The following is a 23,971-nucleotide window of genomic DNA, read 5'->3' as shown; positions in this document are numbered from 1 at the left end:
GCCCGCACCGGATCGTATCCGCAAACGGCGCGGCCCGCCCACCCGCACAGGGCCGGCCGCTCGTAACGATCGGTTATCCTTGGGGCCGATTACCCTGCGGCCGCAACCGGATCTTAGAGTCCCGTACCTAGACCGGGAGGATCGCAGAGCACCGCGCAACGGAGCGTCGATGCAGCCCGGACCCCGCAGGCGACAGTCGACCGCGTCCCGCACGCTGGCGGGAGCGATCGTCGCCGCCACCCTGGTGATCGGCGGCGCCTCGGGCCTGACCGTCATGCAGATGCGCCGCAGCGCCTGGGAGCAGGTCGGCCGGGTATCGCAGAACCTGCTGGAATCGGTCGAGCACATGGTCGACCGCAACATCGAGCTCTACGACCTGTCGCTCCAGGGCGTGGTCGAGGGCCTGCACAACCCGGAGGCCGACGGCGTCGCCCCGGGCCTGCGCCAGGTCGTGCTGTTCGACCGGGCCGCCACCGCCAAGGGCCTCGGCGCCATCCTGGCCCTCGACGCGCAGGGGCAGGCCTTCGCCGATTCGACCGCCGTGGTGCCGCGCCGGCTGAGCTTTCCCGACGCGGATTTCTTCCGCGTCCACCGGGAGCGGGAGGATGTCGGGCTCTACATCGGCAAGCCGACCCGGATGACGCCGGACGGGCGCTGGGTCATCCCGCTCAGCCGCCGCCTCGCCTATGCCGACGGGGCCTTCGCCGGCGTCGTCGTCGGCACGATCGACATCGGCTACTTCAACGCGCTGTTCGGCCGCCTCAGCCTCGGCGACCGCACCCGCATCGCGTTCTTCCGCGAGAGCGGCGAGCTCCTGGTCCGCAGCCCGATGATGGAGGACGCGATCGGCAAGGACCTGACGGCGGCACCGCATTTCCGGCGCTTCTTCGAGCATCGCACCGGGCGGTTCGTGGCGACGGGCTACACCGAGGCGGTCGAGGGCCTGTTCAGCTACACCCGGATCGGCCCGCATCCGCTCGTCGCCGTCGTGATAGTGCCGACCCAGGCCATCGCCGATCTGTGGTGGCCGCGGGCGAGGGTGATCGCCGCCCTGGTGGCGTTCCTGTGCGGCGGCCTAATCGCGCTGACCCTCGTGCTCCAGCGCCAGCTGGAGCGGCGCGCCCACGCCGAGGAGGGCGCGCTCGCGGCCAACCGCGACCTCGCCCGCCTCGCCCATACCGACGGGCTCACCGGCCTGCCGAACCGCCGCCACTTCGACGAGGCGTTTTCTCGCGCGCGCGAGGAGGCCGTGCGGACCGGGACGCCCCTGTCCCTCGTCCTCCTCGATGCCGACCGGTTCAAGCGCTACAACGACACCTACGGTCACCTCGCCGGGGACGAGGTGCTGCGCGCCGTCGCCCGGGTGCTGCAGCGCCAGGTCCGCGAGCCGGCGGAGAGCGCCTGCCGGATCGGCGGCGAGGAATTCGCCGTGCTGCTGCCGGGGTCGTCCGGCCCGGAGGCCGTCGCCCGGTCCGAGCGGATCCGCCGGGCGGTGGCCCGCCTCCAGATCCCGCATGTCGCCAACGAGGGCGGCATCGTCACGGTGAGCCTCGGCGTCGCCGAGATCCTGTCCGGCGAGACCGGGGGGCAGGGCTTCTCGGCCGCCGACGCGGCGCTCTACGAGGCCAAGCGCCAGGGGCGCGACCGGGTGGTGGCCCGGCCCGGGAGCGGGGCCGGCGCGCGGGTCGCGTGAGGGCGAGGCGCATGGGGGGAACGCGGAGCGGCGGCTTCCGCCGCGCCGCATTTTCTGCGACGAACCGGTGTCCAGTGCTGCGCAAAATGCTCTAGAGCTTGGCCGGGCCGCCCCGGTGCCGGGCGCCGGCGCGAGAGGGGAGAGCGAGGCCGTTGGCGCTCGACGACGACATCGCGATTCTGCAAGCGGCGCCGCTGTTCGGCCTGATGAACCGGGACGCCCTGCGGCTGATCTCGTTCGCGGCCGAGCGCCGGCGGCTGGAGCCGGGCGCCGTGCTCTTCACCCGCGGCGACACCGCCGAGGGCGGCTTCGTGGTCATGCGCGGCACGGTGGTGCTGGAGCCGCGCGGGTCCCGCGGCGCCCCGGTCGAGGCCGGCCCCTCGGCGCTGATCGGCCAGGCCGCCCTGTTCTACCCCCTGGAGCGGCCGACCACCGCCCGGGCCGGGCGCGACCCGGTCGAGGTCATGGTCGTCACCCAGGCGGTGATGCGGCGGATGCTCGAGGTGTTTCCCGACGCCGCCGCGGTGATCCACGACGCGCTCGCCGACGAGCTCGCCGCGCTGACCCGCGCCTTCGCCGACAGCCGGGCCGCCGACCCGACGTGACAGCACGGCAGCGGCTTTGGTAGAGGGGACGCGACACCGAACTCCCGCCTTGGACGCCTCCCATGTCGCACGCCGATCTCGCCCGGACCATCGAAGCCGCCTGGGAGGACCGCGCGAGTGTCGGTGCCGACACGCGCGGGCCGGTGCGCGAGGCCGTCGAGGCCGCCCTGGCGCTGCTCGATTCCGGCGAGGCGCGCGTCGCCGAGAAGTCGGGGGGCGCGGACTGGCACGTCAACCAGTGGCTCAAGAAGGCGGTGCTGCTCTCCTTCCGCCTCAACGACATGTCGCTGATCGAGGGCGGGCCCGGCGGCGGCGGCTGGTGGGACAAGGTGCCGTCGAAGTTCGAGGGCTGGGACGCCGCGCGCTTCCGCGCCGCGGGCTTCCGGGCGGTGCCGGGCGCGGTGGTGCGCCGGGGCGCCCACATCGCCGCCGGCGCGGTCCTGATGCCCTCCTTCGTCAATCTCGGCGCCTATGTCGGCGAGGGCACGATGGTCGACACCTGGGCCACGATCGGCTCCTGCGCCCAGGTCGGCAAGAACTGCCACATCTCCGGCGGCGCCGGCATCGCCGGCGTGCTGGAGCCGCTCCAGGCCAACCCTGTCATCATCGAGGACAACTGCTTCATCGGCGCCCGCGCCGAGGTGGCCGAGGGCGTGATCGTCGGCGAGGGCAGCGTGCTGTCGATGGGCGTCTATATCGGCGCCTCGACGAAGATCATCGACCGGGCCACCGGCGAGGTCTCCTACGGCCGCATACCGCCCTACTCGGTGGTGGTGTCGGGCACGCAGCCCGGCAAGGCCCTGCCGGACGGCACCCCCGGCCCGTCGCTCTACTGCGCGGTCATCGTCAAGCGCGTCGATGCCGGCACCCGGGCGAAGACCGGCATCAACGAGCTGTTGCGCGATTGAGAAATCCGAGCGTCGCGGTCGCCGTCAGACCGCGACGTTGTCGATGAGGCGCGTGGCGCCGAGATACGCCGCCGCCAGCACCCGGGCCGGGCCCTCGACCCGCTCCAGCGGCGCCAGCGACTCGGCGTCGTTCACCGACAGGTACTGCACGGGCCCGAACCCCGCCGCCGCCAGGGCCGCCCGGCCCTCGGCGAGGGCGGGCGCCGTATCCGCGCCGCCGCGCACCGCCTCGGCCACCCGTCGCAGCACCGCGTGCATCGCGGGGGCGGCCCGCCGCTCCTCCTGCGACAGGTAGCGGTTGCGCGACGACAGGGCGAGGCCATCAGGCTCGCGCAGGGTCGGCGCGCCCTCGATCGCCACCGGGACGTCGAGGTCGCGGGCCGCGCGCCGGATCACCTGGAGCTGCTGGAAATCCTTCTCGCCGAAGATCGCCCGGTCGGGCAGGGCCTGCAGCAGGAGCTTCGTCACCACGGTGGCAACGCCGGCGAAGTGCCCGGGGCGGAACGGTCCGCACAGGATCTCGGTCAGCCCCGCCACCGTCACGGTGGTGGCGAAGCCCGGCGGGTACATCGTGGCCACGTCCGGCAGGAAGGCGGCATCGGCCCCGGCCTCGGCCAGCAGGGCGAGATCGGCCCCGAGGACCCGCGGGTAGCGCGAAAAATCCTCGTTCGGGCCGAACTGCGTCGGGTTGACGAAGATGCTGACGACCACCCGCCGGGAGCCCGCTTGCGCCTGGCGCACCAGGGACAGATGCCCCTCATGCAGCGCCCCCATGGTCGGCACCAGCGCCACGCCCTCGCCGGCCGCCCGCCACGCCCGCACCTGCGCCCGCAGGGCTGGAACGTCGGTCAGCCGGAGGACGGGGGAAGGGGAGGGGGATGGTGTCATCGCGCGGGGCTCCTGGCGGCCGGATCGGCCGGGACCGTAATCGGGGCGGGGATCGGGCGCCAGGGTCGTGCTGTGTGAAGTTGTGGCGCCTCCCGCGGTCGAGGAGCCGATTTTCGGCTCGCGGGACGCGGCCCCAAGCGTTTTCAACGGGGCGAATGGCGCATCGCCGAAGAAAAATCTCGAAATATCAACTATCTGGAGCGCTGCCTGTTCGTCGATCGAACGGATGGTACATTAGGGAATGCCATCCGGATCGGTCTGCCTGAACTCGTCGGCCATCGCCAGGATCGGCACGCGCTCGTATTTCGCCGATTCAGAGTGCAGGCAGTCACCGAGGTCGAGGCCCCGGCGTCCGGCTTCCGGTTCGTCCGACAGCACCGCGACGAAGCGTCGAGGCATCGATGAACTTCAGCGTTCCGCCCATAGCGCGTCGTAGGCCTCGCGAGGCAGCGGCGTGCGTGCCGGCGACCGATCCCCGCGCCGCGGGCAAGAGCGCGCAGGAGCGGCGCGACCTCGAAAGCCTCACCGCGCCGCTGCCTCCGGCGCGCCGGGACGAGATCCTGGGATTGTGGGAGGAGTACGAGGCCGGCACCTCGCCGGAGGCGGTGCTCGCCAAGGGCTTCGACAAGCTGGAGACGATCCTCCAGCACAACCAGGGCCGCAACCCGCCGGGCTTCGACTACGCCTTCAACCTCACCTACGGCGCCCGGCACACCGCCCGCCATCCGCTGACGGCGGCGATCCGCGCCGTGCTCGATGCGGACACCCGGGCGCGCATGGCCGGGCCCGCCGGATAGGGCGCAGCCTTCAGGCGCTCTACCCGCCGGCGGCCGAGATCGCCGCCGCGAGGCCGACCGCTGGGCTGGTCAGCGGGCGGGTCGCCTCGGGCAGCAGGGCGGCGGCGCCCGCCATCGAGGCCTGCGCCAGGGCGACCTGCGTCGCGCCGTCCTCCCGCGCGGCGGCGGCGGCGCGGGCGACCAGCGCCCGGTAACGGTCGGACTCGCCCGCCTTGAACGCGTCCCAGGCCCCGGGAACAACCTCGACGCTCACCGCCGCCCCCGTCGCCCGCGCGGCCGCTTCGAACAGGCGCCGGGTTGGCTCGACCGTCGTCGCGACGGCGCAGAGCACCACCACCCGGCCGCCTGCCCTCACCGCCTCCGCGGCGAGGGCCGCATCGACCCGCAGGACCGGCACGGAAACCTCGGCGGCCGCGCTCTCGGCCGCCGGCCCGAGGGTCGAGCAGGTGAGCAGGACCGCGTCGGCCTCCTCCGACAGCTCGCGCAGGATCGCGGCGGTCTCGGCGGCGATCCCGGGCGTGAGCTGCCCCGCGCGCTCGGCGGCGGCGAGCAGGTCGGCGCGCACGGTGTGGCGCAAGGCGACGCCGGCCCGCCCGGTTTCCCGCAGGGCCGCGTCGAAGAGCGCGGCGTTGCTGTCGAGGGTGTGGAGGCAGGCGATGCGGGGCATGGGCGGAACATCCGGCTTCGGTGAGGCCGGTTTATCCGTGGAAGCCGGGGCCGCAAGATCGAATCGATCGGCCAGAGTGCGCGGCCTTGCGGCCGGCCGGGATCTGGACTCTAGGGTCAAAACTCAATCAGCTTGACCGAGTGAAGTGTTGCTGAGGGTGGAAAGCGGGCGCTCGTGTGATGTCCAAAGCCGGACCTTGATCCTTGCGCATTCAATCAACCTATGCGCCCACTTGGGCAGAGGGTCATCAGAACCCTCCGCGCCAAGATATAATTTCTAGTATTCTTCTCGTCTCAAAATAGAGTCAGTCAACCGTCGAGATCGGCGACAGGATACTCAAGCGCGGTTGTCGAGTTCTGGCACGCCGCTGCTTCTATCGGCGTAGGCGGCAAGGAAGGTCGGCCGGGTCTGCCAGCGCCGCCAGAAAGCGTCGATGTGCTCGAAGCGCTCATCGAGCGGGGTAGCATTGACCGGGAATTTGGAGAAGGCGATCGCCGTCGCCAGCGTGATGTCCGAGAAGGTCGGTTGACTGCCGCCCAGCAGCCATTCCCGCCCGTCCGCAAGATGCCGATCGACCAGACCCGAATGCGTCAGTGCCACCTTACGGGAATGCTCGCCCCAGGCCGGATTGCTGGTCAGTTCGAGCTTCGGGCCCAGCCCCTGGTGCAGGACATGGAAGGCGGTGACGATGGGGTAGAGGATGTGCACCCACACCCGGTTGTCCCACATCTGATCGAGGCCGCGCTCGTACGCCGTTTCGCCCATGATCTTGCGGCCCTCGAACGTGTCGTCGAGGTAGCGGGCGATGGCGGAGGTCTCGCTGAGGTAAGAACCGTCAGCGAGCGCAAGGGTCGGTGTCTCGCCCCATGGGTTCATCTTCAAGTGCTTCCAACCCCGCTGCTCGCCGACAGGCGACATGTCGTAGATCGTCTCGTCGAAGCGATCGGCGATGCCCTTCTCGTGCATGAAGATCCGCAGGCGCTGCGGGTTAGGGAAGGCCGAGGGAGAGGTGAAGAGCTTGAGCTTGTCGGACATCGTCGTCTCGCTTTCCGGCGGTGGTCGTCTGTCTGTCAGATGACAGGTAGGAAGCTAGGACTCCCACCTTGTGCCGTCAACCCCTGTCTGCCATATGACAGATGGAGGTTGAGATGGCAGCGACATTGAAGGCGAACGTGAGAGAGGCGATCCTCTCGGCCGCGAAGGAGGCCGCGATGGCCTATGGCTATGGCGGCATCAATTTCCGCGACCTCGCGGAGGCTGTCGGCATCAAGGCCGCAAGCATCAACTACTACTTCGCCAATAAGGCTCTCCTCGGCGAGGCGGTGGCGCGTCGTTATTGGGAAGATATAGCACGCGATCTTGAAGCTATTTCTACGGGCGCTCAGAGCCCGATTGACGCTTTGGAGCAATATCCTGGTATTTTTCGCTTATCTCTGGCGCGCAATAATCGTATGTGTCTCAGCAGCTTTATGGCTACGGAACATGACGAGTTGCCAGATCCTGTATTAAAAGAAGTCCAGGCTTTTGCTGATGTCAACACGGCGTGGCTACGCAAGCAACTGGTCGATGCCCAATTAGTTGATCCGGTCGATAGCGAGTCGAGAGCCCGTGCTATCTATGCTGCTGTTGCAGGAGCACAGATCATAGCCCGAAGCCGCTCAGACATCAATTTGTTCGACTCGTTGATCGAGAGCTATCAGAAGGTGGGATTGCTCCCGAGCTGATCGAGAGGAGTGCGGACCACAATCGACCAGCTTTGGCCGTTCAGGCACACTCAATCAGATTGCCTAGAAGCAGACCTTCCGAGGGTCCGAGTAGGGTCGTCAGCAGACCCTCATAGGGTCAAGCTGATCGCGCTTTGACCCTAGAAGCATCCCCGGGCGACTCGGCGCCCGTACGGATCGTCGACGCCGCGCGGGGGCGGGAAGCCGTAATAGCTCGGCTTGCCGATGCCGAAGGGCGAGCCGACATAGGTCGGGTCGCCGGGTGCGTTGGTCGGCACGAAGCCCTGGCAGGCGGGATCGGCGCGGGTGATGGGCGAGGCGTCGCTGTCGCCGCGCGGGAAGTAGCGCGGGGGCGGGGGAGCGCCCGGCCCGGGCCGCGGCGCCGGCCAGTAGCCGGGCTCCGGCATGTCGGCCGCACTCGCCGGTCCCGCGAGGCCGAGGACGATCAGGCCCGCCAGCAGCCGCACGCCGTCACCCATCCGCCCGTCCCCGCATCCGCTCTCGATGCAGAGCCTTGGCGGATCGTGGTTAACGCCGCGTTTGCGTCAGGTCACCGCCTCGATGCGGGCCTGGAGCAGGCGCACGAGATCGTCGGGCTTCACCCGCACCTGCAACCCCCGCTGGCCGCCATTGACGAAGATCTCGGACAGGGCGAGGGCGGCCGCGTCGACCAGGGTCGGGACCGATCGCTTCTGCCCGAGCGGGCTGATGCCGCCGACATGGTAGCCGGTCAGCCGCTCGGCCTCGGCCGGGCGCATCATCGCGGCGGATTTCCCCGCGAAGGCGGCGGCGAGCTTCTTCAGCGACACCTCGCGGTCGGAGGGGACCAGCACGCAGACCGGCTTGCCATCGACGGCGGCCATCAGGGTCTTGAATACCTCGCCCGGTCCGACGCCCATCGCCTCCGCCGCCTGGAGGCCAATGCGGGTCGCGTCCGGGTCGTAGTCGTAGGCGTGGACGCTGTGCGGGATGCCGGCGCGGGCGAGGGCTTGCGTGGCGCGGGTGGTCTTCGACATGGGATCGTCGGGCGGGACGTCTCGGGGCGGTCAGGCGCTGGCCAGGGTCCGGGCGATCAGCCGGCCGACCTCGGCGTGCACGGCGTCGCGGGCGGCCGGCTCGGCCGGCGAGCCGGTGAGATACACCGAAGCGAGGATCGGCGCACCGTCCGGCCGGTGGATCAGCGCCACCACGTTGGCGGTGCCGTTGTCGCCGGTGCCGGTCTTGTCCGCGGTGCGCCACCCCTCCGGCAGGCCGGCGCGCACGCGCTTGAGGCCGGTCGGGCTGTCGTGCATCCAGCCGGTGAGCCGCGTGCGCGACTCCGCCGACAAGGCACGCCCGAGGAGGACGTTCTCCAGGAGCCCCACCATCGCCGCCGGGCTGGTGGTGTCGCGGGGATCGCCGGGGATCGCGGTGTTGAGCGTCGGCTCGGTGCGGTCGAGGCGGGTGACCGTGTCGCCGTGGGCGCGCGCGAAGGCGGTGATCCCCTCCGGTCCGCCGAGCGTGTCGAGCATCAGGTTGGCGGCGGTGTTGTCGCTCCACACCACGGCGGCGGCGCAGAGCTCGGCGAGGGTCATGCCGGTCTCGACGTTCTTCGCCGTGACCGGGGCATAGCTGAGGAGGGCGTCGCGGCCGTAATGAATCCGGCGGTTCAAGTCGTCCTTGCCCGCGTCGATGCGGGCCAGCACCGCGGCGGCGGCGACGGCCTTGAAGGTCGAGCACATCGGGAAGCGCTCGTCGGCGCGGTGGCCGAAGCGGCGGCCGGTGGCGGTGTCGCGCACCTCGACGCCGAGCCTGCCGCCGTCGCGCCGCTCCAGCTGTGCCAGACGGGCGACCGCATCCTCGGCGGCCGAGGCGCTGCGGACGGCGCAGGCCGCGAGCGCGGTGCCGATCAGGGCGGCGCGGCGGGTGAGACCGGGCTGAGGACGGGCGGGGTGGAACATCGTGGGGCTCCCTGCGCGGTTCGTCAGGGAGGCTCGCTTGCCGCACGACCTGGGCGATATCGCGCTGAGGCCGTGACGGGATCGGGGCGCCCGCCCCACGTTTCACGGGAAACACCCTTAACGAAAGGTGTCTCCCCAGGGCGCGGCGCCCTTCGCCTCAATGCGACCGCGGCGAGTGCCCCTTGCGGTCGGGATCGTGGGTGTGGTGCCGGTCGCGCTCGCCGCCGCCGCCCGAGACGTGGGAGCGGCTGTCGCTGGTGGCGGAGCCCGGGTTCGGGCCGGCCTTGGCGGTGGGGTCGGGCCGGTCGGGCGCCTGATGGCTGCTGCCCGGACCGCCATGGTGGCGGTTGGCGGCGCCGGTCTTGTCCGAGGTGCTCATAGGGTCTCCGATCCTCGAAGCTCTTGTCCGTGGGAAGGCGTCAATCCTGCGGATCACCGATCCTGCTGGTAGCCCTGGTTCGTGGTGTTCACCTTCGAGTTGCCGGCCTGGCCGATCTTGTCCGGGTCCTTGGTCTGGTTGGCGCCCTTCGGCCCGGTCTCGGTCGGAGCACGCTCGGCGCTGCCGGGGCCCTTGTCGGAGCGGTTGGCCGGCGGCACGGGCGGGGGTGACGCGGTCATGGCGATCTCCCTTGAGTGGTGGGGCGAGGAGCTGGTCTCGCCGTGGAGGGCAGACAACGCCGGGCCTCTCCGGGCGTTCCTGGCACGCCCGCACCCCTCGGATACTTTGTCACAGTATAAGTATTTTGGGAGAACCGGCGCTGGCGGGGGGCGTTGGCCCGGTCAGCAGGCACCTGCCCCACCATGCCACGAAGGAGCCCCCGAGATGGCCGAGGACGTCCGTTCGCTGTACGTGACCGCGCTGAAGAACACCCACGCGCTCGAGTTGCAGGCGCTCCAGATCATGGAGCGGCAGGTCGAGCGCCTGGAGCGCTACCCCGACATGGAGGCGGCCCTGCGCCGGCACATCACCGAGACGCACGGCCAGCGCGACCGGCTCGACGAGGCCCTGGCGGCGATGTCCGAGAGCCCGTCGGCCCTGAAGGAGGGCGTGCTCGGCTTCATGGGCAACATGGCGGCGCTCGCCCACACCCCGGCCCAGGACGAGATCCTGAAGAACGCCTTCGCCAACCGCGCCTTCGAGAACTACGAGGCGGCAGCCTACGACGCGCTGATCACGCTCGCCGAAGCGGCCGGACAGAGCGCCCGGCTGCCGGCCTTCGAGATGTCGCTGCGGGAGGAGCTGGCGATGGCGCAAAAAATGGCCGACCTCGTGCGGCCGACGACGCGCCGCTACCTGGAGCTGACGGTCAGCGGCGACAAGGCCGACCGGTAAGTCTCGGAGATTTTCGTAGCAATACCGACTATCCGATCCGTCCCCTCCACGACCTCATCCTGAGGTGCCGCATAGCGGCCTCGAAGGAGGCCTCCAGAGAGCACAGAGACATCTGGAGGCCTCCTTCGAGGTCAGTCGATCGACGATGGACGATCGACTGACACCTCAGGATGAGGCCGAGGATGGGACGGATCTGTCGTTCACACCAAACAGTCCGTCAGAGCCGAAACAGTCCCCCTCGGCCGGTGATCCGGCCGGGATCGGCGCCCGCGGCGCGCAGGGCCGCCCACAGGGTGACGGCGATCGAATCGTAGACCGGGATGCCTAGCTCGGCCTCGAGATCCGCGGCCATCGCCGCCCCCGCCATGTTGGTGCAGACGATTGCCACCGCCTCGGCGCCCTCCGCCGCGACCGCCCGGGCCATGGCGCTGACTTCCGCCTCTGGCACCTCCGCGAAGGAGAAGTTGTCGGAGAGCCCGCAATGGCGCTCGGCCGTGCAATCGAAGCCGGCCGCTCCCCAGTTCGCCTGGATCCTCGCCTGCACGTCGCCGGTGTAGGGCGTGACGAGGCCGACGCGCCGGATGCCGGCGCGGGTGAAGGCCTCGCGAAAACCCAGCACTGCGGTCGCCGCCGGGATGTCGGTGACGTCCGTGATCCGGGCGCACAGGGCCTCGTCGCGGGGAAATCCCAGCCACGCCGCCGAGGTGCCGTTCCAGGCAATCGCGTCCACCTTCGCGTCGGCAAGCAGGGCGGCCGCGTCCAGGATCGGCGCCTCGTCGAACTGCCCGAGCCCCGCCGCCGAGAGGGTGATCTCGGTGACGCGAAAGCGCGAGAAATGCGCGGTGAGGTCGGGCGTATCGTGCAGCAGGTCCGCGGTCGCCGGCTCCAACCGGGTGTTCGAGGACGGGGTCAGCATCCCGAGGCGGATCATGCCGCGACCTTCCGGCTCGATTCCTCTCGGATCATCCCCAGCACGCGGCGCTTCATGTCGTTAAATTCCGGGCTCGTCACGTCCCGCGGCCTGGCTAAGTCGAAGGGGATGAACTCGCGGATGCGGCCCGGGCGCCGGCTCATCACGGCGATGCGATTGCCGAGCACCAGGGCCTCGTCGACCGAGTGGGTGACGAACACCACCGTGGCGCCGACCCGTTGCCAGATCGCCACCAGCTCCTCCTGCATCTCGATCTTGGTCTGGGCGTCGAGCGCCGCGAAGGGCTCGTCCATCAGGATCACCGCCGGGTTCATCAGGAGCGCCCGCGCGATGCCGACCCGCTGGCTCATGCCGCCCGACAGTTCCGCCGGGTAGTGCCGCTCGAAACCGGTGAGCCCGACAAGGTCGATATAGGCCTTGGCCCGCTCGTGCCGCTCAGGTTTCCCCACGCCTTTCAGCTTGAGGTGGAAGGCGACATTGTCGATGACGGTGAGCCACGGCATCAGCGTCGGCTGCTGAAAAACCACGCCGCGGTCGGCCCCCGGCCGCTCGACGCGCCGGCCGGCCACCCGGATCTCGCCGGCGCTCGGCGCCTCGAAGCCGGCGATCATGTTGAGCAGGGTGGACTTGCCGCAGCCCGAGGGGCCGAGCAGGCAGACGAACTCGCCCGCCTCGATCGTGGCGCGGGTGCGCTCCACCGCCACGAGGTCGCGCCCGTCGCGGTCGCGAAACACCTTCTGGACGTCGGCGAGGTCGATCGCGCTCATCGGGAGCTCCGTGGACGAGGGAATCCGGAGGAAGGGGAGGGGCGGCTCACCGCCCCTGCACCGTCGTGCCCTTCTGCCAGTGCAGCACCGAAGCCATCAGCGCCTTGAGGCCAAGATCGGACAGGTAGCCGAGGAGCCCGATCGAGATCATCGCGGCGAGCACGATGTCGTAGCGCAGGAAATAGTAGGAATCCCACAGCACGTAGCCGAGCCCGCTCTTCACCGCGACCATCTCGGCCGTCACCGTCAGCATCCAGGCCGAGCCGATGGCGATGCGCAACCCGGAAAAAATCGACGGCAGGGCGGCCGGCAGCACGATGTCGGTGAGGAGCTGGCGCTCGGAGGCGCCCATCATGGAACCAGCCCGGATCAGGTTGCGGTCGACCCCGCGCACGCCGTGGATGGTGTTCATCAGCACCGGAAAGAACGCGCCGAGGAAGACCAAGAAGATCGCCGGCTTGTCGGCGATGCCGAACCAGATGATGGCGAGCGGGATCCACGACACCGGCGGGATCGGCCGCAGCATCTGCAGGGTCGGCTCGACGGTGCGCTCGACGAGCCGCCACCAGCCGATCGCGACCCCGAGGAGGATCGCCGAGACCGCCGCGATGGCGTAGCCGGCCGCGACCCGGGTCAGGCTCGCCAGCGCGTCGGGCACCCAGTGGCCGGAATAGGTCTGGGTGCTCTCGTCGATGCCGAAGAGCCAGTCACCGAGCGCGTGCAGCACGGTGCTCGGCGCCGGCAGCAGGGCCGCCGGCAGGGCGCCGGAGCGGGCGAAAGCCTCCCAGCCGGCGACGAGGAGGAGCGGCAGGGCCGCCCGCTCGGCGAAGGCGACGAGGCGCCGGGGCAGCCGGCGGGCGGGAGCCGCGGGGGCGAGCGGCGCGGTCTCAGTAGCCGAGGCCATCGCGGGACTTCTTGGTGGCGGCCTCCAGGAACGAGAAGTCCATGTGCTTCTCGACGTCGGCCGAGACGTCGCGGCTGATGTACTTGAGGTCCCGCATCATCGCGGCGATGGCGAGCGTCTTGGCGCGATGCATCCGGTAATCCGGCTCGGCGTTGGTGATCGCCTCGGCGGCGACCTCCTTCGACAGGCCGGTCTTCTGGTTGATGACGTCGATCCAGACGGCCTTGTCGGCCTTCAGCTTCTCGACGAGCGCCACGTCGGCATCGACCACCGCCTGCACCCCGGCCCGGTTCTTCGCGATCACGTCGGAGCGGGTGACGATCAGGTTCGTCAGGTTGCCGGCGGCCTGGTCGTAGGGCAGCACGAAGCGGTGTGCGGCCCCCGCCATGCGGATCTGCGAGGCGAAGGGCTCGACCGAGCAGACCATGTCGATCTCGCCCCGCTGCATCGCCGCGAGGTGGTCGGACGGGTTCGGGATGTTGACGAACTGCACGTCCTTGTTCGGGTTGATGCCCTGCTTGAGGAAGGCGCCGCGCATGTGGATGTCCTGCGCGTTGCCGCGGGAGGCCGCGACCTTCAGCGGCGTGCCCGCCGCCTTCGCCTTCTCCACCGCGGCCTTGAACCCGGCCCAGTCGTCCGCCTTTAGGTTCAGCGCCTTCGACGACAGGCATTCCGAGCCGCCGTTCACCTCGCCGGCCACCGCCACGATGTCGAAGCCCTTGTCGAGGGCGGTGACGTAGTGGAGGTAGGTGACCTGCGCCACATCGAGGCTCTTGGCGATCAGGGCCGTCAGCACGTCGTTGCCGGAATTGAAGCCGGTGGCGTCGATCGTCGCGCCCTTGCCTGCTTCCTTGGCGAGCCCCGGCAGCAGGGCGACCGGCAGGCAATGGGCGCATTTGGCGTAGCCGACCTTCACCGGCGCCTCCTGCGCCGAGGCCGGCGTGAGGGACCCGGGCGAGAAGGACCAGAGGGCGGCGGCCAGCAGGGGGCCGAGATGGCGGCGCATGGTCTTGGGACCTCGCTCGTGAGGGGCGCGCGATCGGGCGTCTCGAAGGAGCTGGCGGGACTGTCCGTGCCGCCGCGAGATCAGGGTGGGACGGGTGCGAGGCCGGCGCAATGGATTTTTCGTACTCTGCATGCAATTGATGCCAACTGCCGAGGTAGGCAGCAGAATTGCCTGGAATTGAAGCGCCCGTGGCTGAGGTGAGCGGCTATGGTCGCATCCCGACGGCACAAGGAGAGCGACACGCATGGACCCGGTCCGGCGCCCGCGCGGGCGCCCGCGCAAACCGGTGCTGCTGGAGGCCGCGGCCCTGCGGCCGCGCCGCGGCCTGCACGACCAGGCGGCGGAGCGCCTGCGCGCGCTGATCGTCGAGGGGACGCTGCCGGCCGGCGCGGCTCTGGTCGAGACCGAGCTGTCGGCGGCGCTCGGCATCTCGCGCACGCCGCTGCGTGAGGCGCTGAAGCTGCTCGCCGTCGAGGGGCTGGTGGAGCTGCGGCCCAACCGCTCGCCCCGGGTGGCGGAGCTGCGGGCGGACGCGGTGACCGAGCTGTTCGAGGCCATCGCCGCCATCGAGCGGGCCGCGGCCGAATTGGCAGCTGCGCGCATCACCCCGGCCGAGCTGGAGCGCTTACGCGCGTACCAGGCCGAGATGGAGGCGCACCACGCGGCCGGCGAACTCGGCCCCTACTTCGCCCTCAACCAGCGCATCCACGCCCTGATCGTGGCTTGCGCCCGCAACGCCCCCTTGCGGGAGGCGCACGAGGCGCTGCACGCCCGGGCCGAGATCGCCCGCCGCCGCGCCCTCGACAGCCGGGCGCGCTGGGACGAATCGGTCGCCGAGCACCGGGCGATCCTCGAAGCGCTCGAGGCCCGCGACGCCGCGTGCGCCGGCCGCCTGCTCGCCGACCATGTCGGCCATACCGGCACGGCTCTGCTGTCCGGCCTCGCCCGGCCCGATGCCGCCTGACTGACGAGAGACCGCCGATGCGCCTGCTGCTCCTCAACCCCAATACCAGCTCCGACGTGACCGAGCTGATGCGCGCCACCGGCGCCGCGGTCGCCTCGCCCGGCACCGAGATCCTGACGGCCACCGCGCCCCGCGGCGTGCCCTACATCGCGACCCGCGCCGAGGCGCAGATCGGCGGCGCGCTCGCGCTCGAGATGCTGGCCGAGGCGCCTCCGGTCGATGCGGCGATCATCGCGGCTTTCGGCGATCCCGGCCTGTTCGGTGCCCGCGAATTGTTCGACACCCCGGTCGTCGGCCTGGCGGAGGCCGCGATGCTCTCGGCTTGCCTGCTCGGCCGGCGCTTCGGCCTCGTCACCTTCGCCCGCGCGCTCGTGCCCTGGTACGAGGAATGCGTCGCCGCCCACGGCCTCCAGCAGCGCTGCGCCGGGGTGCGGGCGCTGGAAGGGCGCTTCTCCGCCCTGTCTTCCGTGCAGGAGGAGAAGGAGGCGCAGCTGATCGACCTCGCCCGCGTCGCGGTGGACGAGGATGGTGCCGACGTGCTGATCTTTGCCGGCGCGCCGCTGACGGGTCTCGGCGCCCGGGTGCGCGACCGGCTGCCGGTTCCGGTGGTCGATCAGGTGGTGGCGGCGGTCAAGCTCGCCGAGGCGGTGGCGGCGCAGCGCCCGCGCAAGGCGACCGCCGGGACGTTCCGGCGGCCCGATCCGAAGCCGAGCACCGGCCTCGCGCCGGCGCTGGCGGCGCGGATCGGGCATTCGGAGCAGTGATTTCACTGCGATGACGTGAGACCAGGAGGTCGCGGGATCCCCTCTCCCGAGTGGGAGAGGGGGACGCGCTCAACTTGGGACAGGCGGGGAGAAAGCCTTCTCAGCCACCACTCCCCGCCTCGTCCTGGCACCGGATCAGCTTCGTCGCGCCGGCCGCTCGGTCGGGCTCGGCGAGGCGGAACTCGCCGGTCTCGGGGTCGCGAATGCGCAGCTGACCGGTGGCGATGCCGAAATGCGCGCCGTGGAGCTGGAGCTTGCCGCGCTCGACCAGGATGCGCACGCACGGGAACGTCATCAGGTTGCGCAGGCTGTTCGTCACCGTGGCGAATTCGAGCTGCTCGAGGTAGTCCGGCCCGCGCGGCTCGTCGCCGAGCGCCTCCGCCGCCGGGCGGATCAGCGAGACCCAGCGGCCGATGAAGTCGCCGGGCGAGAGCGGCGCGGCGTCGTCCGCGAAGGCGCGCACGCCGCCGCAGCGGGCGTGGCCCAGCACCACGATGTGCTTCACCTTGAGCGCCTGCACGGCGAATTCGAGCGCCGCCGAGGTGCCGTGGTACTCGCCGCCGGTCTCGAAGGGCGGGACCAGGTTGGCGACGTTGCGCACCACGAACAGCTCGCCCGGCCGCGCGTCGAAGATCACCTCCGGCGAGACCCGGCTGTCGCAGCAGCTGATGATCAGGATCTCGGGGCTCTGCCCCTCGGCGAGGCTGGCGTAGCGGTCCTGCTCGCGCACGAACCGGTCGTCGAGGAAGGCGCGGTAGCCCTCCGTCAGCGCCGGGGGGAAGGGGGTCGCGTCGGTCATGGTCGTGCTCCTTCGGCAGATGTGGGCTTACGCTGCGCCCGGGCCCCAGGACAACGTCACCACCTCGGGGGTCTCGCCGGCGACGAGGCGCCGGGCGAGATCCGCCAGCCCCTGCGGCTCGACCCGCTCCCGGGTCGCGGCGAGCTCGTCGAGGGGCCACCAGCGGGTGCCGTAGACCGGGTTGTCCTCGGTCTCGGCGAGCCGGCTGGTATCGACGGTATCGTCCGGCAGCCGCACCACGAAGTAGCGCTCGCGGGCAAAGCGCGGCTTGTTGAACAGCGTGAACGGCCCGTCGCAGCGGGCGACCTGGGGACCGAGGGCGACGTCCTTGACGCCGATCTCCTCCTCCAGCTCGCGCCGGCAGGCCTCCTCGGGCGTCTCGCCGGGCTCGATGCCGCCGCCGGGCATGAACCAGAAGGTCCGGTCGCCCGGCCGGCCCGGATCGACGTCGCGCGAGGCCTCGTAGGCGATCAGCAGGAGGCGGCCCGCCGGGTCGAGCACCAGGGCGCGGGCGATGTCGCGGGTCGCAAGGGCGGTGGGAGCTTCGGTCATGCGGGTGCCTCGCTGGGGGGAAGCGTCCAGATCGCGGCCGGCAGGCCGTGGGCGTCGCGCTCCGGCGGATCGGGATACGGCACCCCGCGCCCGTTGGCGATGGCCCGCGCCACAGTGAGCGCCGCCAGCGCGTCGAGGAGGTCGTCGGGCTTGGCGCCGCGGGGCGCCGCGAGGTCGGCCGGCAGGCCGGCTCTTGCCAGGAGATCGCGCCGCAGCGCCGCGCCGGCGGGCTTGCGCTTCGGTTCGGGGAGCGGGGTGCCGCCGTTGAGGCACAGGAAGGCGAGTTCCGGATGCACCTCGTAGACCCGCGCCTGCAACTCGGGCCGGGCGCGCAGCAGGCCGTCCACCTCGCGGATGCGGGGAAAGATGGCGTTGGCGGGCGGGGAGGGGGCGAAGGGCTGGGTCTCGGGCCGGCGCGACAGGGCGATGGCCGCCGTGTAGTCGGGCGCGTAGACGACGCTGCGGGCCGAAGTCGGGAACACCGAGGCGCGCCGGGGTCCAAGGAGGGCGCGGACCAGCACCTCCGCCGCGCGCCCGCCGGGGCCGACCCGGTCCGGCAGGCCGATGGGGATGTCGACGGCGACGATCGCGGGCGCTTCCGGCGCGTCGCAGACGGCTTCGAGGCTTGGCAGGACGCGGGCGCGGATGGTGTCGGGGTCGCCGTCGCGCGGAGCGAAGACCGCCACCCAGCCGCCCGGGCACCCGTCCACCCCTGCGACCCACGTCATTCCCGTTTCTCCGCTCGGGGCATGGATCTAGCGCGGGGAGGGCTGTTGTCGCGAGGCGTCGACGTTTCTACGGCTATTCCACCCACGGCCTCATCCTGAGGTGCTGCGCAGCACCTCAGGATGAGGCCGTGGGTGGGACAAAGCGGATCTTCGCGAAGCATTGCGCCTGAGCCGAACAAGCATCGGCGCATTTGGATCCCGGGCTCCGCTACTCGGCCCCGGGATGACCAGGAGGGTGTCAGTTACTGTCGTGGAACGCCTCACGCCGCCTTGGCGTAGCGCGACTCCGCAAGGTCCTGGTGGTCGATCTCCGGCGCCCGGCCGCCGATCAGGTCGGCGAGCAGCCGGCCCGAGCCGCAGGCCATGGTCCAGCCGAGGGTGCCGTGGCCGGTATTGGTGTAGAGGTTCGAATACGCGGTCGCGCCGACGATCGGGGTGCCGTCCGGGGTCATCGGGCGCAGGCCCGTCCAGAACTTCGCCTGCGAGACGTCGCCTCCTTCCGGGAAGAGGTCGAGGACCGAGCGCTCCAGGGTCGCCCGGCGCGGGCCGCGCAAAGCCTGGCTGAAGCCGGCGAGCTCTGCCGTGCCGCCGACGCGGATGCGGTCGCCGAGGCGGGTGATCGCCACCTTGAAGGTCTCGTCCATCACGGTCGAGACCGGGGCGGCCTCGGCATCCGTGATCGGCAGGGTCAGGGAGTAGCCCTTCACCGGATAGACCGGCAGCGCGATGCCGAGCGGCTTGAGCATCATCGGGGTGTAGCTGCCCATGGCGGCGACATAAGAATCTGCCGTCAGCACCTCGCCGCCGGCAAGCCCCACGCCGGCGATCCGGCCGCCCTCCTGGCGAAGGCTCGTGATGGTCGCGCCGTAGCGGATGGTGACGCCCATGCGCTCGCAGAGCGCCGCCAGCCGCTGCGTGAAGAGATGCGCGTCGCCGGTCTCGTCGCCGGGGAGCCGCAGGCCGCCGACGAAGCTGCCGGCGACCCGGGCGAGCGCCGGCTCGGCCGCGATGCAGCCCGCCGGGTCGAGCACCTCGTAGGGAACGCCGTACTCGTCGAGCACGCCGGTATCGTCGCCGACATGGTCGAGCTGCTTTTGCGTGCGGAAGAGCTGGAGCGTGCCCTTCTCGCGGTGATCGTAGGTGATGCCGGTCTCGAGGCGCAGGTCGCGCAGCACGTCGCGGCTGTACTCGGCGAGCCGCACCATCCGGCCCTTGTTGCGGCGGTAGGCGTCCTCGGTGCAGTTCGCCAGCATCTGCGCGAGCCAGCCGTAGAGCTTGGGCTCCAGGCTCGGCCACAGCACCAGCGGCCGGTGGCGCATCATCAGCCACTTCATCGCCTTGACGGGGATGCCGGGGGCGGCCCACGGCGCCGAGTAGCCGGGCGAGACCTGGCCGGCATTGGCAAAGCTGGTCTCGAGGCCCGCGCCCGGCTGGCGGTCGAGCACCGTGACCTCGTGGCCGGCCTTGGCGAGGTAGTAGGCCGAGGTGACGCCGACCACGCCGCCGCCGAGGATCAGAACGCGCATCGCCGAAAATCCTTAGAGTCGCGCCCTGCCTGTCCGTGCCCGACCCGGCGCCTGGTCGATGAGGGGAGTGTCGCGCAACGATCGCCGAATTTCCCGCCGGATCGGCGCAGGACGTGCGAGATTGTGCTACGACACGCACCAATCTGCGGTCGGACGACAGGAGATTGCGCGGTGGCCGGGCGGGACGAGATCGACGCGCGCATCCTGCGCGTCCTGCGCGACGACGGGCGCATCAGCAACGCCGATCTCGCCGCCAAGGTCGGCCTGTCGCCCTCGGCCTGCCTGCGCCGCCTGCGGCTGCTCGAATCGAACGGCACCATCCGCGGCTACACCGCCCTGATCGAGGCCGACGAGCGCGAGCACCACATGGTGGTGCTGACCCAGATCACCCTGGAGCGGCAGACCGAGGAATCGCTCAACCGCTTCGAGGCGGCGGTGCGCCGCTGCCCGGAGGTGCGCGACTGCTACCTGATGACCGGCCTGTCCGACTACCTGATGCGGATCGAAGTCTCGGATGCGGGCGACTACGAGCGCCTGCACAAGGAGGTGCTGTCGCGCCTGCCCGGCGTGGCGCGGATCCAGTCGAGCTTCGCGATCCGGACGGTGGTGGGGCGGGGGTAATTTCCCTCTCAGAACGAGGCTGGCCCTTTCCCGGACGACTGAAGCGCCAGCGGAAGGAGATCCGGGATCCAGCATAAAAAGTCGCGAAGCGTCCTTGTGTCTGCAACGGTGCAATCTGCAGAGCCGCTTCGCGGCATCTCTCCCCTGGATCCCGGATCTCCTTCCGCTTCGCTACAGTCGTCCGGGAAAGGGCAGGGGGGTGAGAGCGTCACGCGAAATACGCCGGCCACCGCGCCCGGATCTCGTCGCCGAGCGCGATCGACTTCGACAGGTGGTCGCGCAGGGCCTCCTGCGCCGCCTCCGCCGCGCCCTCGGCGAGCGCCGCCACGATCCGCCGGTGATCGGCGACGATCTGCTGCGCCTTGCCCTCGACCGGCAGGTGCAGCCGGCGCAGGCGGTCGATATGGCCGCTGCGGCGGCGGATCAGGTCCCAGAGGTCGGGCACGGCGGCGGCCTCGCACAGCGCCCGATGGAAGGCCTCGTCGCTCGCCGACAGGCGGGCGAGGTCGCCTTCGTCGGCAAAGATTCCCTGCTCGGCCACGAAGGCCTGGAGCCGGGCGACGAGGGCCCGGTCGGGCGCGAGCGCCAGGGTGCGCACCACCTCCTGCTCGACGGCGCGGCGCAGGAACTGCGCCTGGCGCGCCGCCGCGAGGTCGATGCGGCTCACCACGGTGGCCGATTGCGGGAAGATGTCGACCAGGCCCTCCTCCTGGAGGCGCAGAAGCGCGTCGCGGATCGGGGTGGCGCTCAGGCCGAAGCTCGCCTGCAATTCGGGACGCGACAGCACCGTGCCGGGGGCGAGATCGAGCGAGACGATCTTCTCCCGGATCAGGTCGAAGACCTGCGGGGCGGCGTGGCGCGAGCGGTCGCGCAGACGCTGCGCACCGGCGAAGACGGCGTTCATGGCAGTCGAACCCGGTCGAGGACGCGAGGCAGCCGGAGCCGCCCCAGGGGCAGCCTAGCACGCCCCGTTCCCGGTTGACATACTAATGCATTACCATTTTAGTGAGGCGGTCAGGCCGACGAACCAGAAACACAGCGGCCGGCACGCGCCGCCCAGACGGCGGCCCCGGGAGAACGCCCATGATCCACTCGCCCGCGCGCCGCGCCTTCGCGGCGGGCCTCCTCGCCGCCGGCACGCTGCTCGCCGGATTCGGCCCGGCGGCCGCGCAGCAGAAGAGCGAGATCGCGATCACGCGCCAGCCCGGCATCATCTACCTGCCGACCCACGTCATCGAGAAGCAGGGGCTGATCGAGAAGCACGCCGAGCGGCTGGGCGTGCCGGGCGTCAAGACGAAGTGGATCACCTTCTCGGGCGGCGGCAGCCAGACCGACGCGCTGCTCGCCGGCGGGGTCGACATCGTCAATACCGGCACCGGCAACCTGCTGCTGCTGTGGGACCGCACGCGGGGCGGGGTGAAGGGCATCGTCGCCACCTCGGCGCTGCCGCTGCTGCTCGTCAGCCGCGACCCGAAGATCAGGACGATCAAGGACATCGCCCCCGGCGACAAGGTCGCGGTGCCGACCGTCAAGGTCTCGACGCAGGCGATCCTGCTCCAGATGGCGGCGGGCGAGCTGTGGGGCGCCGACCAGTCGGGCCGGCTCGACGCCAACACGGTGCAGCTCGGGCACCCGGACGCGGCGATCGCGCTCGCCAACCCCACCCACGAGATCAAGACCCACTTCGCCGCGCCCCCGTTCCAGTACGTCGAGCTGCGCACCGTGCCCGGCGCCCACATCGTCGCCCGCTCGCCCGACATCATCGGCGGGCCGCTGACGCAGGGCCAGTTCTTCACCACCACCAAGTTCGCCGACGCCAACCCGAAGATCGTCCAGGCGGTGCGGGCAGCGTCGGAAGAGGCGCAGGCCCTGATCCGCTCGGATACCCGCAAGGCCGTCGAGATCTACCGCGAGGTGACCGGCGACAAGACCAGCGTCGAGGATCTGCTGAGCTATCTGCGTGAGCCCGGCATGATGGAGTTCAATCTCCAGCCGCAAGGCACGATGCGCTTCGCCGAGCATCTCGGGCGGATCGGCACCCTGCGGACGAAGCCGAAGGCCTGGACCGATTATTACCTGCCGGTCGCCCACGACCTGAGCGGCAGCTGACGCGATCTCGCCGGGAAGGGACACGCCATCATGACCGCGCTCCTCGACGTCCGCGGCGTCACCTTGCGCTACAAGACGCCCAACGTGCTCGTCACCGCGACCGAGCGCGTCAGCTTCAAGGTCGACACCTCCGACCGCTTCGTGCTGCTCGGACCGTCGGGCTGTGGCAAGTCCACTCTGCTGAAGGCCGTGGGCGGCTACCTGCATCCGAGCGAGGGCGAGATCCGCATCAAGGACCGGGTGGTCAAGGAGCCCGGCGCCGACCGGATGATGGTGTTCCAGGAGTTCGACCAGCTCCTGCCCTGGAAGACGGTGCTGGAGAACGTGATGTTCCCGCTCCTCAACGCCAGAAAAATGCCCCGCCGCGAGGCCGAGGAGCGGGCACGCGCCTATATTGAGAAGGTCAGCCTGACGCGCGCCGTCGACAGCTACCCCCACACCCTGTCGGGCGGGATGAAGCAGCGCGTGGCGATCGCCCGCGGCATGGCGATGGAGCCCGACATCCTCCTGATGGACGAGCCCTTCGCGGCGCTCGACGCGCTCACCCGGCGCACCTGCCAGGACGAGCTCCTGCAGCTCTGGGAGGAGACCAAGTTCACGGTGCTGTTCGTCACCCACTCGATCGCCGAGGCGATCAAGATCGGCAACCGCATCCTCCTGCTCTCGCCGCATCCGGGCCGGGTCAAGGCCGAGGTGCGCGACGTCGACAAGGTCTCGGCGCAGGACGGCAGCGCCGGCCAGCTCGAGCAGCAGATCCACGACCTGCTGTTTGCCGACGAGCCCGCCCATCACCATTGATCGCCGCGCCCGAGAGGAGGCACAAGCCATGAGCGCCACCATGCCGGCCCGCATCATCATGAGCGACGCGGCGCCCGCCGCCGACGGCGCGGTCGAGCGCCAGCTCGGCACCGCCGAGATCCTGTGGAACTCGGGCTTCGTCCGCAAGACCGCGATCATCGTCGTGCTGGCGCTGATCTGGGAGATCTACGCCCGCTTCCTCGACAACCCGCTCTTGTTCCCGACCTTCTCCGACACCGTCACCACGCTGTGGCAGCAGACGATCGACGGCACGATCCCGAATCGCGCCTTCACGTCGATCAAGGTGCTGCTGATGGGCTACGCCGCAGGCATCCTGCTCGCCGCCACGCTCACCATGGTGGCGATCTCGACCCGCATCGGCACCGACTTCCTCGAGACGATGACGGCGATGTTCAATCCGCTGCCGGCCATCGCGCTCCTGCCGCTGGCGCTGATCTGGTTCGGGCTCGGCAACGGCAGCCTGGTCTTCGTGCTGATCCACTCGGTCCTGTGGGCGGTGGCGCTCAACACCCATTCGGGCTTCCGCGGCGTCTCGAACACGCTGCGGATGGTCGGGCGCAATTACGGGCTGAAGGGCATTCCCTACGTCACCAAGATCCTGATCCCGGCGGCGTTCCCGTCGATCCTCACCGGCCTCAAGATCGGCTGGGCCTTCGCCTGGCGCACGCTGATCGCGGCGGAGCTGGTCTTCGGCGTGTCGTCGGGAGCGGGGGGCCTCGGCTGGTTCATCTTCGAGAACCGCAACCTCCTCGACATCCCGGCGGTGTTCGCGGGGCTGCTGACGGTCATCATCATCGGCCTCGTGGTCGAGAACCTGATCTTCCGCACGCTGGAGCGGCGGACCGTGCAGAAGTGGGGCTTGCAGCACTGACGGGCGCCGCTGTGAACCCTCCCCCGCAGAGGGGGAAGGGGGCGGGCGGTGCGCC

At 70.5% G+C, this 23,971-nt stretch carries 30 protein-coding genes; 12 read left to right on the top strand and 18 right to left on the bottom strand.

Translation table 11 applies throughout. The features are described from left to right. Positions 1-169: 169 nt before the first annotated feature. The 3 genes from ACS5PV_RS04095 (at position 170) to dapD (ending at position 3,206) form a co-directional block, all read left to right on the top strand. Positions 170-1,693 carry a sensor domain-containing diguanylate cyclase gene (locus tag ACS5PV_RS04095; protein ID WP_455394095.1) on the top strand — a complete coding sequence of 508 codons (1,524 nt, stop codon included), beginning with the start codon at positions 170-172 and terminating at the stop codon, positions 1,691-1,693. Between the two features lie 152 nt (positions 1,694-1,845). Beyond that, positions 1,846-2,298, top strand: a complete 453-nt coding sequence (locus tag ACS5PV_RS04090; RefSeq protein WP_455394094.1) for a cyclic nucleotide-binding domain-containing protein — start codon at positions 1,846-1,848, stop codon at positions 2,296-2,298. Positions 2,299-2,360: 62 nt separating this feature from the next. After that, positions 2,361-3,206, top strand: coding sequence for a 2,3,4,5-tetrahydropyridine-2,6-dicarboxylate N-succinyltransferase (gene dapD / locus ACS5PV_RS04085; protein WP_455394093.1), 846 nt, complete (start codon positions 2,361-2,363; stop codon positions 3,204-3,206). A gap of 24 nt (positions 3,207-3,230) precedes the next feature. On the opposite strand, the gene panC is transcribed toward dapD, so the two are convergent. Continuing rightward, the gene (gene panC / locus ACS5PV_RS04080; protein ID WP_455394092.1) at positions 3,231-4,094 is read right to left on the bottom strand and encodes a pantoate--beta-alanine ligase; all 864 of its coding nucleotides are present in this window, start codon (positions 4,092-4,094) and stop codon (positions 3,231-3,233) included. A 234-nt stretch (positions 4,095-4,328) separates the two neighbouring features. Beyond that, positions 4,329-4,493, bottom strand: a complete 165-nt coding sequence (locus tag ACS5PV_RS04075; RefSeq protein WP_455394091.1) for a hypothetical protein — start codon at positions 4,491-4,493, stop codon at positions 4,329-4,331. 59 nt (positions 4,494-4,552) lie between these two features. Between ACS5PV_RS04075 and ACS5PV_RS04070 the strand changes: the two genes are divergently transcribed. Beyond that, positions 4,553-4,891: an HD domain-containing protein gene (locus tag ACS5PV_RS04070; RefSeq protein ID WP_455394090.1), complete on the top strand. Its 339-nt coding sequence runs from the start codon at positions 4,553-4,555 to the stop codon at positions 4,889-4,891. Positions 4,892-4,910: 19 nt separating this feature from the next. Here the strand turns inward: ACS5PV_RS04070 and ACS5PV_RS04065 are convergent, their stop codons facing one another. Together ACS5PV_RS04065 and ACS5PV_RS04060 are read right to left on the bottom strand one after the other, a co-directional pair. Further along, complete coding sequence (locus ACS5PV_RS04065; protein ID WP_455394089.1) at positions 4,911-5,558, bottom strand: aspartate/glutamate racemase family protein; 648 nt, start codon at positions 5,556-5,558, stop codon at positions 4,911-4,913. A 336-nt stretch (positions 5,559-5,894) separates the two neighbouring features. Continuing rightward, positions 5,895-6,593, bottom strand: coding sequence for a glutathione S-transferase family protein (locus ACS5PV_RS04060; RefSeq protein ID WP_455394088.1), 699 nt, complete (start codon positions 6,591-6,593; stop codon positions 5,895-5,897). A gap of 113 nt (positions 6,594-6,706) precedes the next feature. Here ACS5PV_RS04060 and ACS5PV_RS04055 point away from each other — a divergent pair, with 113 nt between their 5' ends. Next, positions 6,707-7,282 carry a TetR/AcrR family transcriptional regulator gene (locus ACS5PV_RS04055; RefSeq protein WP_455394087.1) on the top strand — a complete coding sequence of 192 codons (576 nt, stop codon included), beginning with the start codon at positions 6,707-6,709 and terminating at the stop codon, positions 7,280-7,282. A 140-nt stretch (positions 7,283-7,422) separates the two neighbouring features. Here the strand turns inward: ACS5PV_RS04055 and ACS5PV_RS04050 are convergent, their stop codons facing one another. From ACS5PV_RS04050 to ACS5PV_RS04030, 5 genes are all read right to left on the bottom strand, one after another. Next, complete coding sequence (locus ACS5PV_RS04050; protein WP_455394086.1) at positions 7,423-7,761, bottom strand: hypothetical protein; 339 nt, start codon at positions 7,759-7,761, stop codon at positions 7,423-7,425. Between the two features lie 66 nt (positions 7,762-7,827). Further along, positions 7,828-8,298 carry a Cys-tRNA(Pro) deacylase gene (gene ybaK / locus ACS5PV_RS04045; protein WP_455394085.1) on the bottom strand — a complete coding sequence of 157 codons (471 nt, stop codon included), beginning with the start codon at positions 8,296-8,298 and terminating at the stop codon, positions 7,828-7,830. A 30-nt stretch (positions 8,299-8,328) separates the two neighbouring features. Continuing rightward, complete coding sequence (bla, locus tag ACS5PV_RS04040) at positions 8,329-9,222, bottom strand: class A beta-lactamase (protein ID WP_455394084.1); 894 nt, start codon at positions 9,220-9,222, stop codon at positions 8,329-8,331. A 157-nt stretch (positions 9,223-9,379) separates the two neighbouring features. Then, the gene (locus ACS5PV_RS04035) at positions 9,380-9,601 is read right to left on the bottom strand and encodes a hypothetical protein (RefSeq protein ID WP_455394083.1); all 222 of its coding nucleotides are present in this window, start codon (positions 9,599-9,601) and stop codon (positions 9,380-9,382) included. A 53-nt stretch (positions 9,602-9,654) separates the two neighbouring features. Next, positions 9,655-9,840 carry a hypothetical protein gene (locus ACS5PV_RS04030; RefSeq protein WP_099904172.1) on the bottom strand — a complete coding sequence of 62 codons (186 nt, stop codon included), beginning with the start codon at positions 9,838-9,840 and terminating at the stop codon, positions 9,655-9,657. Positions 9,841-10,045: 205 nt separating this feature from the next. Here ACS5PV_RS04030 and ACS5PV_RS04025 point away from each other — a divergent pair, with 205 nt between their 5' ends. Further along, complete coding sequence (locus tag ACS5PV_RS04025) at positions 10,046-10,555, top strand: ferritin-like domain-containing protein (protein WP_455394082.1); 510 nt, start codon at positions 10,046-10,048, stop codon at positions 10,553-10,555. Positions 10,556-10,772: 217 nt separating this feature from the next. On the opposite strand, the gene ACS5PV_RS04020 is transcribed toward ACS5PV_RS04025, so the two are convergent. The 4 genes from ACS5PV_RS04020 to ACS5PV_RS04005 are packed head-to-tail and all read right to left on the bottom strand — an operon-like array spanning position 10,773 to position 14,163. After that, entirely contained in the window at positions 10,773-11,486 is a 714-nt protein-coding gene (locus tag ACS5PV_RS04020; protein ID WP_455394081.1) for a maleate cis-trans isomerase family protein, read from the bottom strand. Beyond that, positions 11,483-12,253 carry an ABC transporter ATP-binding protein gene (locus ACS5PV_RS04015; RefSeq protein WP_455394080.1) on the bottom strand — a complete coding sequence of 257 codons (771 nt, stop codon included), beginning with the start codon at positions 12,251-12,253 and terminating at the stop codon, positions 11,483-11,485. Before ACS5PV_RS04015 ends, ACS5PV_RS04020 begins: the two co-directional genes overlap by 4 nt. 46 nt (positions 12,254-12,299) lie before the next feature. Continuing rightward, the gene (locus ACS5PV_RS04010) at positions 12,300-13,157 is read right to left on the bottom strand and encodes an ABC transporter permease (protein WP_455394079.1); all 858 of its coding nucleotides are present in this window, start codon (positions 13,155-13,157) and stop codon (positions 12,300-12,302) included. Continuing rightward, positions 13,141-14,163 carry an ABC transporter substrate-binding protein gene (locus ACS5PV_RS04005; protein WP_455394078.1) on the bottom strand — a complete coding sequence of 341 codons (1,023 nt, stop codon included), beginning with the start codon at positions 14,161-14,163 and terminating at the stop codon, positions 13,141-13,143. Before ACS5PV_RS04005 ends, ACS5PV_RS04010 begins: the two co-directional genes overlap by 17 nt. Before the next feature lie 244 nt (positions 14,164-14,407). Here ACS5PV_RS04005 and ACS5PV_RS04000 point away from each other — a divergent pair, with 244 nt between their 5' ends. Both ACS5PV_RS04000 and ACS5PV_RS03995 read left to right on the top strand, forming a co-directional pair. After that, positions 14,408-15,127, top strand: coding sequence for a GntR family transcriptional regulator (locus ACS5PV_RS04000; RefSeq protein WP_455394077.1), 720 nt, complete (start codon positions 14,408-14,410; stop codon positions 15,125-15,127). 17 nt (positions 15,128-15,144) lie between these two features. Next, positions 15,145-15,891 carry an aspartate/glutamate racemase family protein gene (locus ACS5PV_RS03995; protein ID WP_455394076.1) on the top strand — a complete coding sequence of 249 codons (747 nt, stop codon included), beginning with the start codon at positions 15,145-15,147 and terminating at the stop codon, positions 15,889-15,891. 100 nt (positions 15,892-15,991) lie between these two features. Here the strand turns inward: ACS5PV_RS03995 and ACS5PV_RS03990 are convergent, their stop codons facing one another. The 4 genes from ACS5PV_RS03990 to ACS5PV_RS03975 all read right to left on the bottom strand — a co-directional run bounded on the left by ACS5PV_RS03990 (position 15,992) and on the right by ACS5PV_RS03975 (position 19,496). Next, the gene (locus ACS5PV_RS03990; protein ID WP_455394075.1) at positions 15,992-16,690 is read right to left on the bottom strand and encodes a carbonic anhydrase; all 699 of its coding nucleotides are present in this window, start codon (positions 16,688-16,690) and stop codon (positions 15,992-15,994) included. A gap of 27 nt (positions 16,691-16,717) precedes the next feature. Then, complete coding sequence (locus ACS5PV_RS03985; RefSeq protein ID WP_455394074.1) at positions 16,718-17,242, bottom strand: NUDIX hydrolase; 525 nt, start codon at positions 17,240-17,242, stop codon at positions 16,718-16,720. Beyond that, positions 17,239-17,970: a DUF429 domain-containing protein gene (locus ACS5PV_RS03980; RefSeq protein WP_455394073.1), complete on the bottom strand. Its 732-nt coding sequence runs from the start codon at positions 17,968-17,970 to the stop codon at positions 17,239-17,241. Before ACS5PV_RS03980 ends, ACS5PV_RS03985 begins: the two co-directional genes overlap by 4 nt. A gap of 260 nt (positions 17,971-18,230) precedes the next feature. Then, on the bottom strand, positions 18,231-19,496 hold the full coding sequence (locus ACS5PV_RS03975; protein ID WP_455394072.1) for a D-amino acid dehydrogenase: 1,266 nt from the start codon (positions 19,494-19,496) through the stop codon (positions 18,231-18,233). 171 nt (positions 19,497-19,667) lie between these two features. On the opposite strand from ACS5PV_RS03975, the gene ACS5PV_RS03970 reads away from it, so the two are divergent. Further along, a complete protein-coding gene (locus tag ACS5PV_RS03970; RefSeq protein WP_244538404.1) occupies positions 19,668-20,117 on the top strand; it encodes an Lrp/AsnC family transcriptional regulator in 450 nt (149 codons plus the stop codon). 208 nt (positions 20,118-20,325) lie between these two features. Here ACS5PV_RS03970 and ACS5PV_RS03965 read toward each other — a convergent pair whose 3' ends face one another. Next, the gene (locus tag ACS5PV_RS03965; protein WP_455394071.1) at positions 20,326-21,021 is read right to left on the bottom strand and encodes a GntR family transcriptional regulator; all 696 of its coding nucleotides are present in this window, start codon (positions 21,019-21,021) and stop codon (positions 20,326-20,328) included. A 179-nt stretch (positions 21,022-21,200) separates the two neighbouring features. Here ACS5PV_RS03965 and ACS5PV_RS03960 point away from each other — a divergent pair, with 179 nt between their 5' ends. From ACS5PV_RS03960 to ACS5PV_RS03950, 3 genes are read left to right on the top strand one after another with little or no spacing between them, the layout of a single operon-like run. Then, complete coding sequence (locus ACS5PV_RS03960) at positions 21,201-22,226, top strand: ABC transporter substrate-binding protein (RefSeq protein WP_455394070.1); 1,026 nt, start codon at positions 21,201-21,203, stop codon at positions 22,224-22,226. Between the two features lie 30 nt (positions 22,227-22,256). Then, on the top strand, positions 22,257-23,024 hold the full coding sequence (locus tag ACS5PV_RS03955; RefSeq protein WP_455394069.1) for an ABC transporter ATP-binding protein: 768 nt from the start codon (positions 22,257-22,259) through the stop codon (positions 23,022-23,024). A gap of 28 nt (positions 23,025-23,052) precedes the next feature. Beyond that, on the top strand, positions 23,053-23,916 hold the full coding sequence (locus ACS5PV_RS03950) for an ABC transporter permease (RefSeq protein ID WP_455394068.1): 864 nt from the start codon (positions 23,053-23,055) through the stop codon (positions 23,914-23,916). The last annotated feature ends 55 nt before the right edge of the window (positions 23,917-23,971 follow it).

This window comes from Methylobacterium sp. Gmos1 (genome assembly GCF_053764715.1).
Note: the sequence above shows the minus strand (reverse complement) of the source record. Positions and strands in the feature narration are given on the sequence as shown.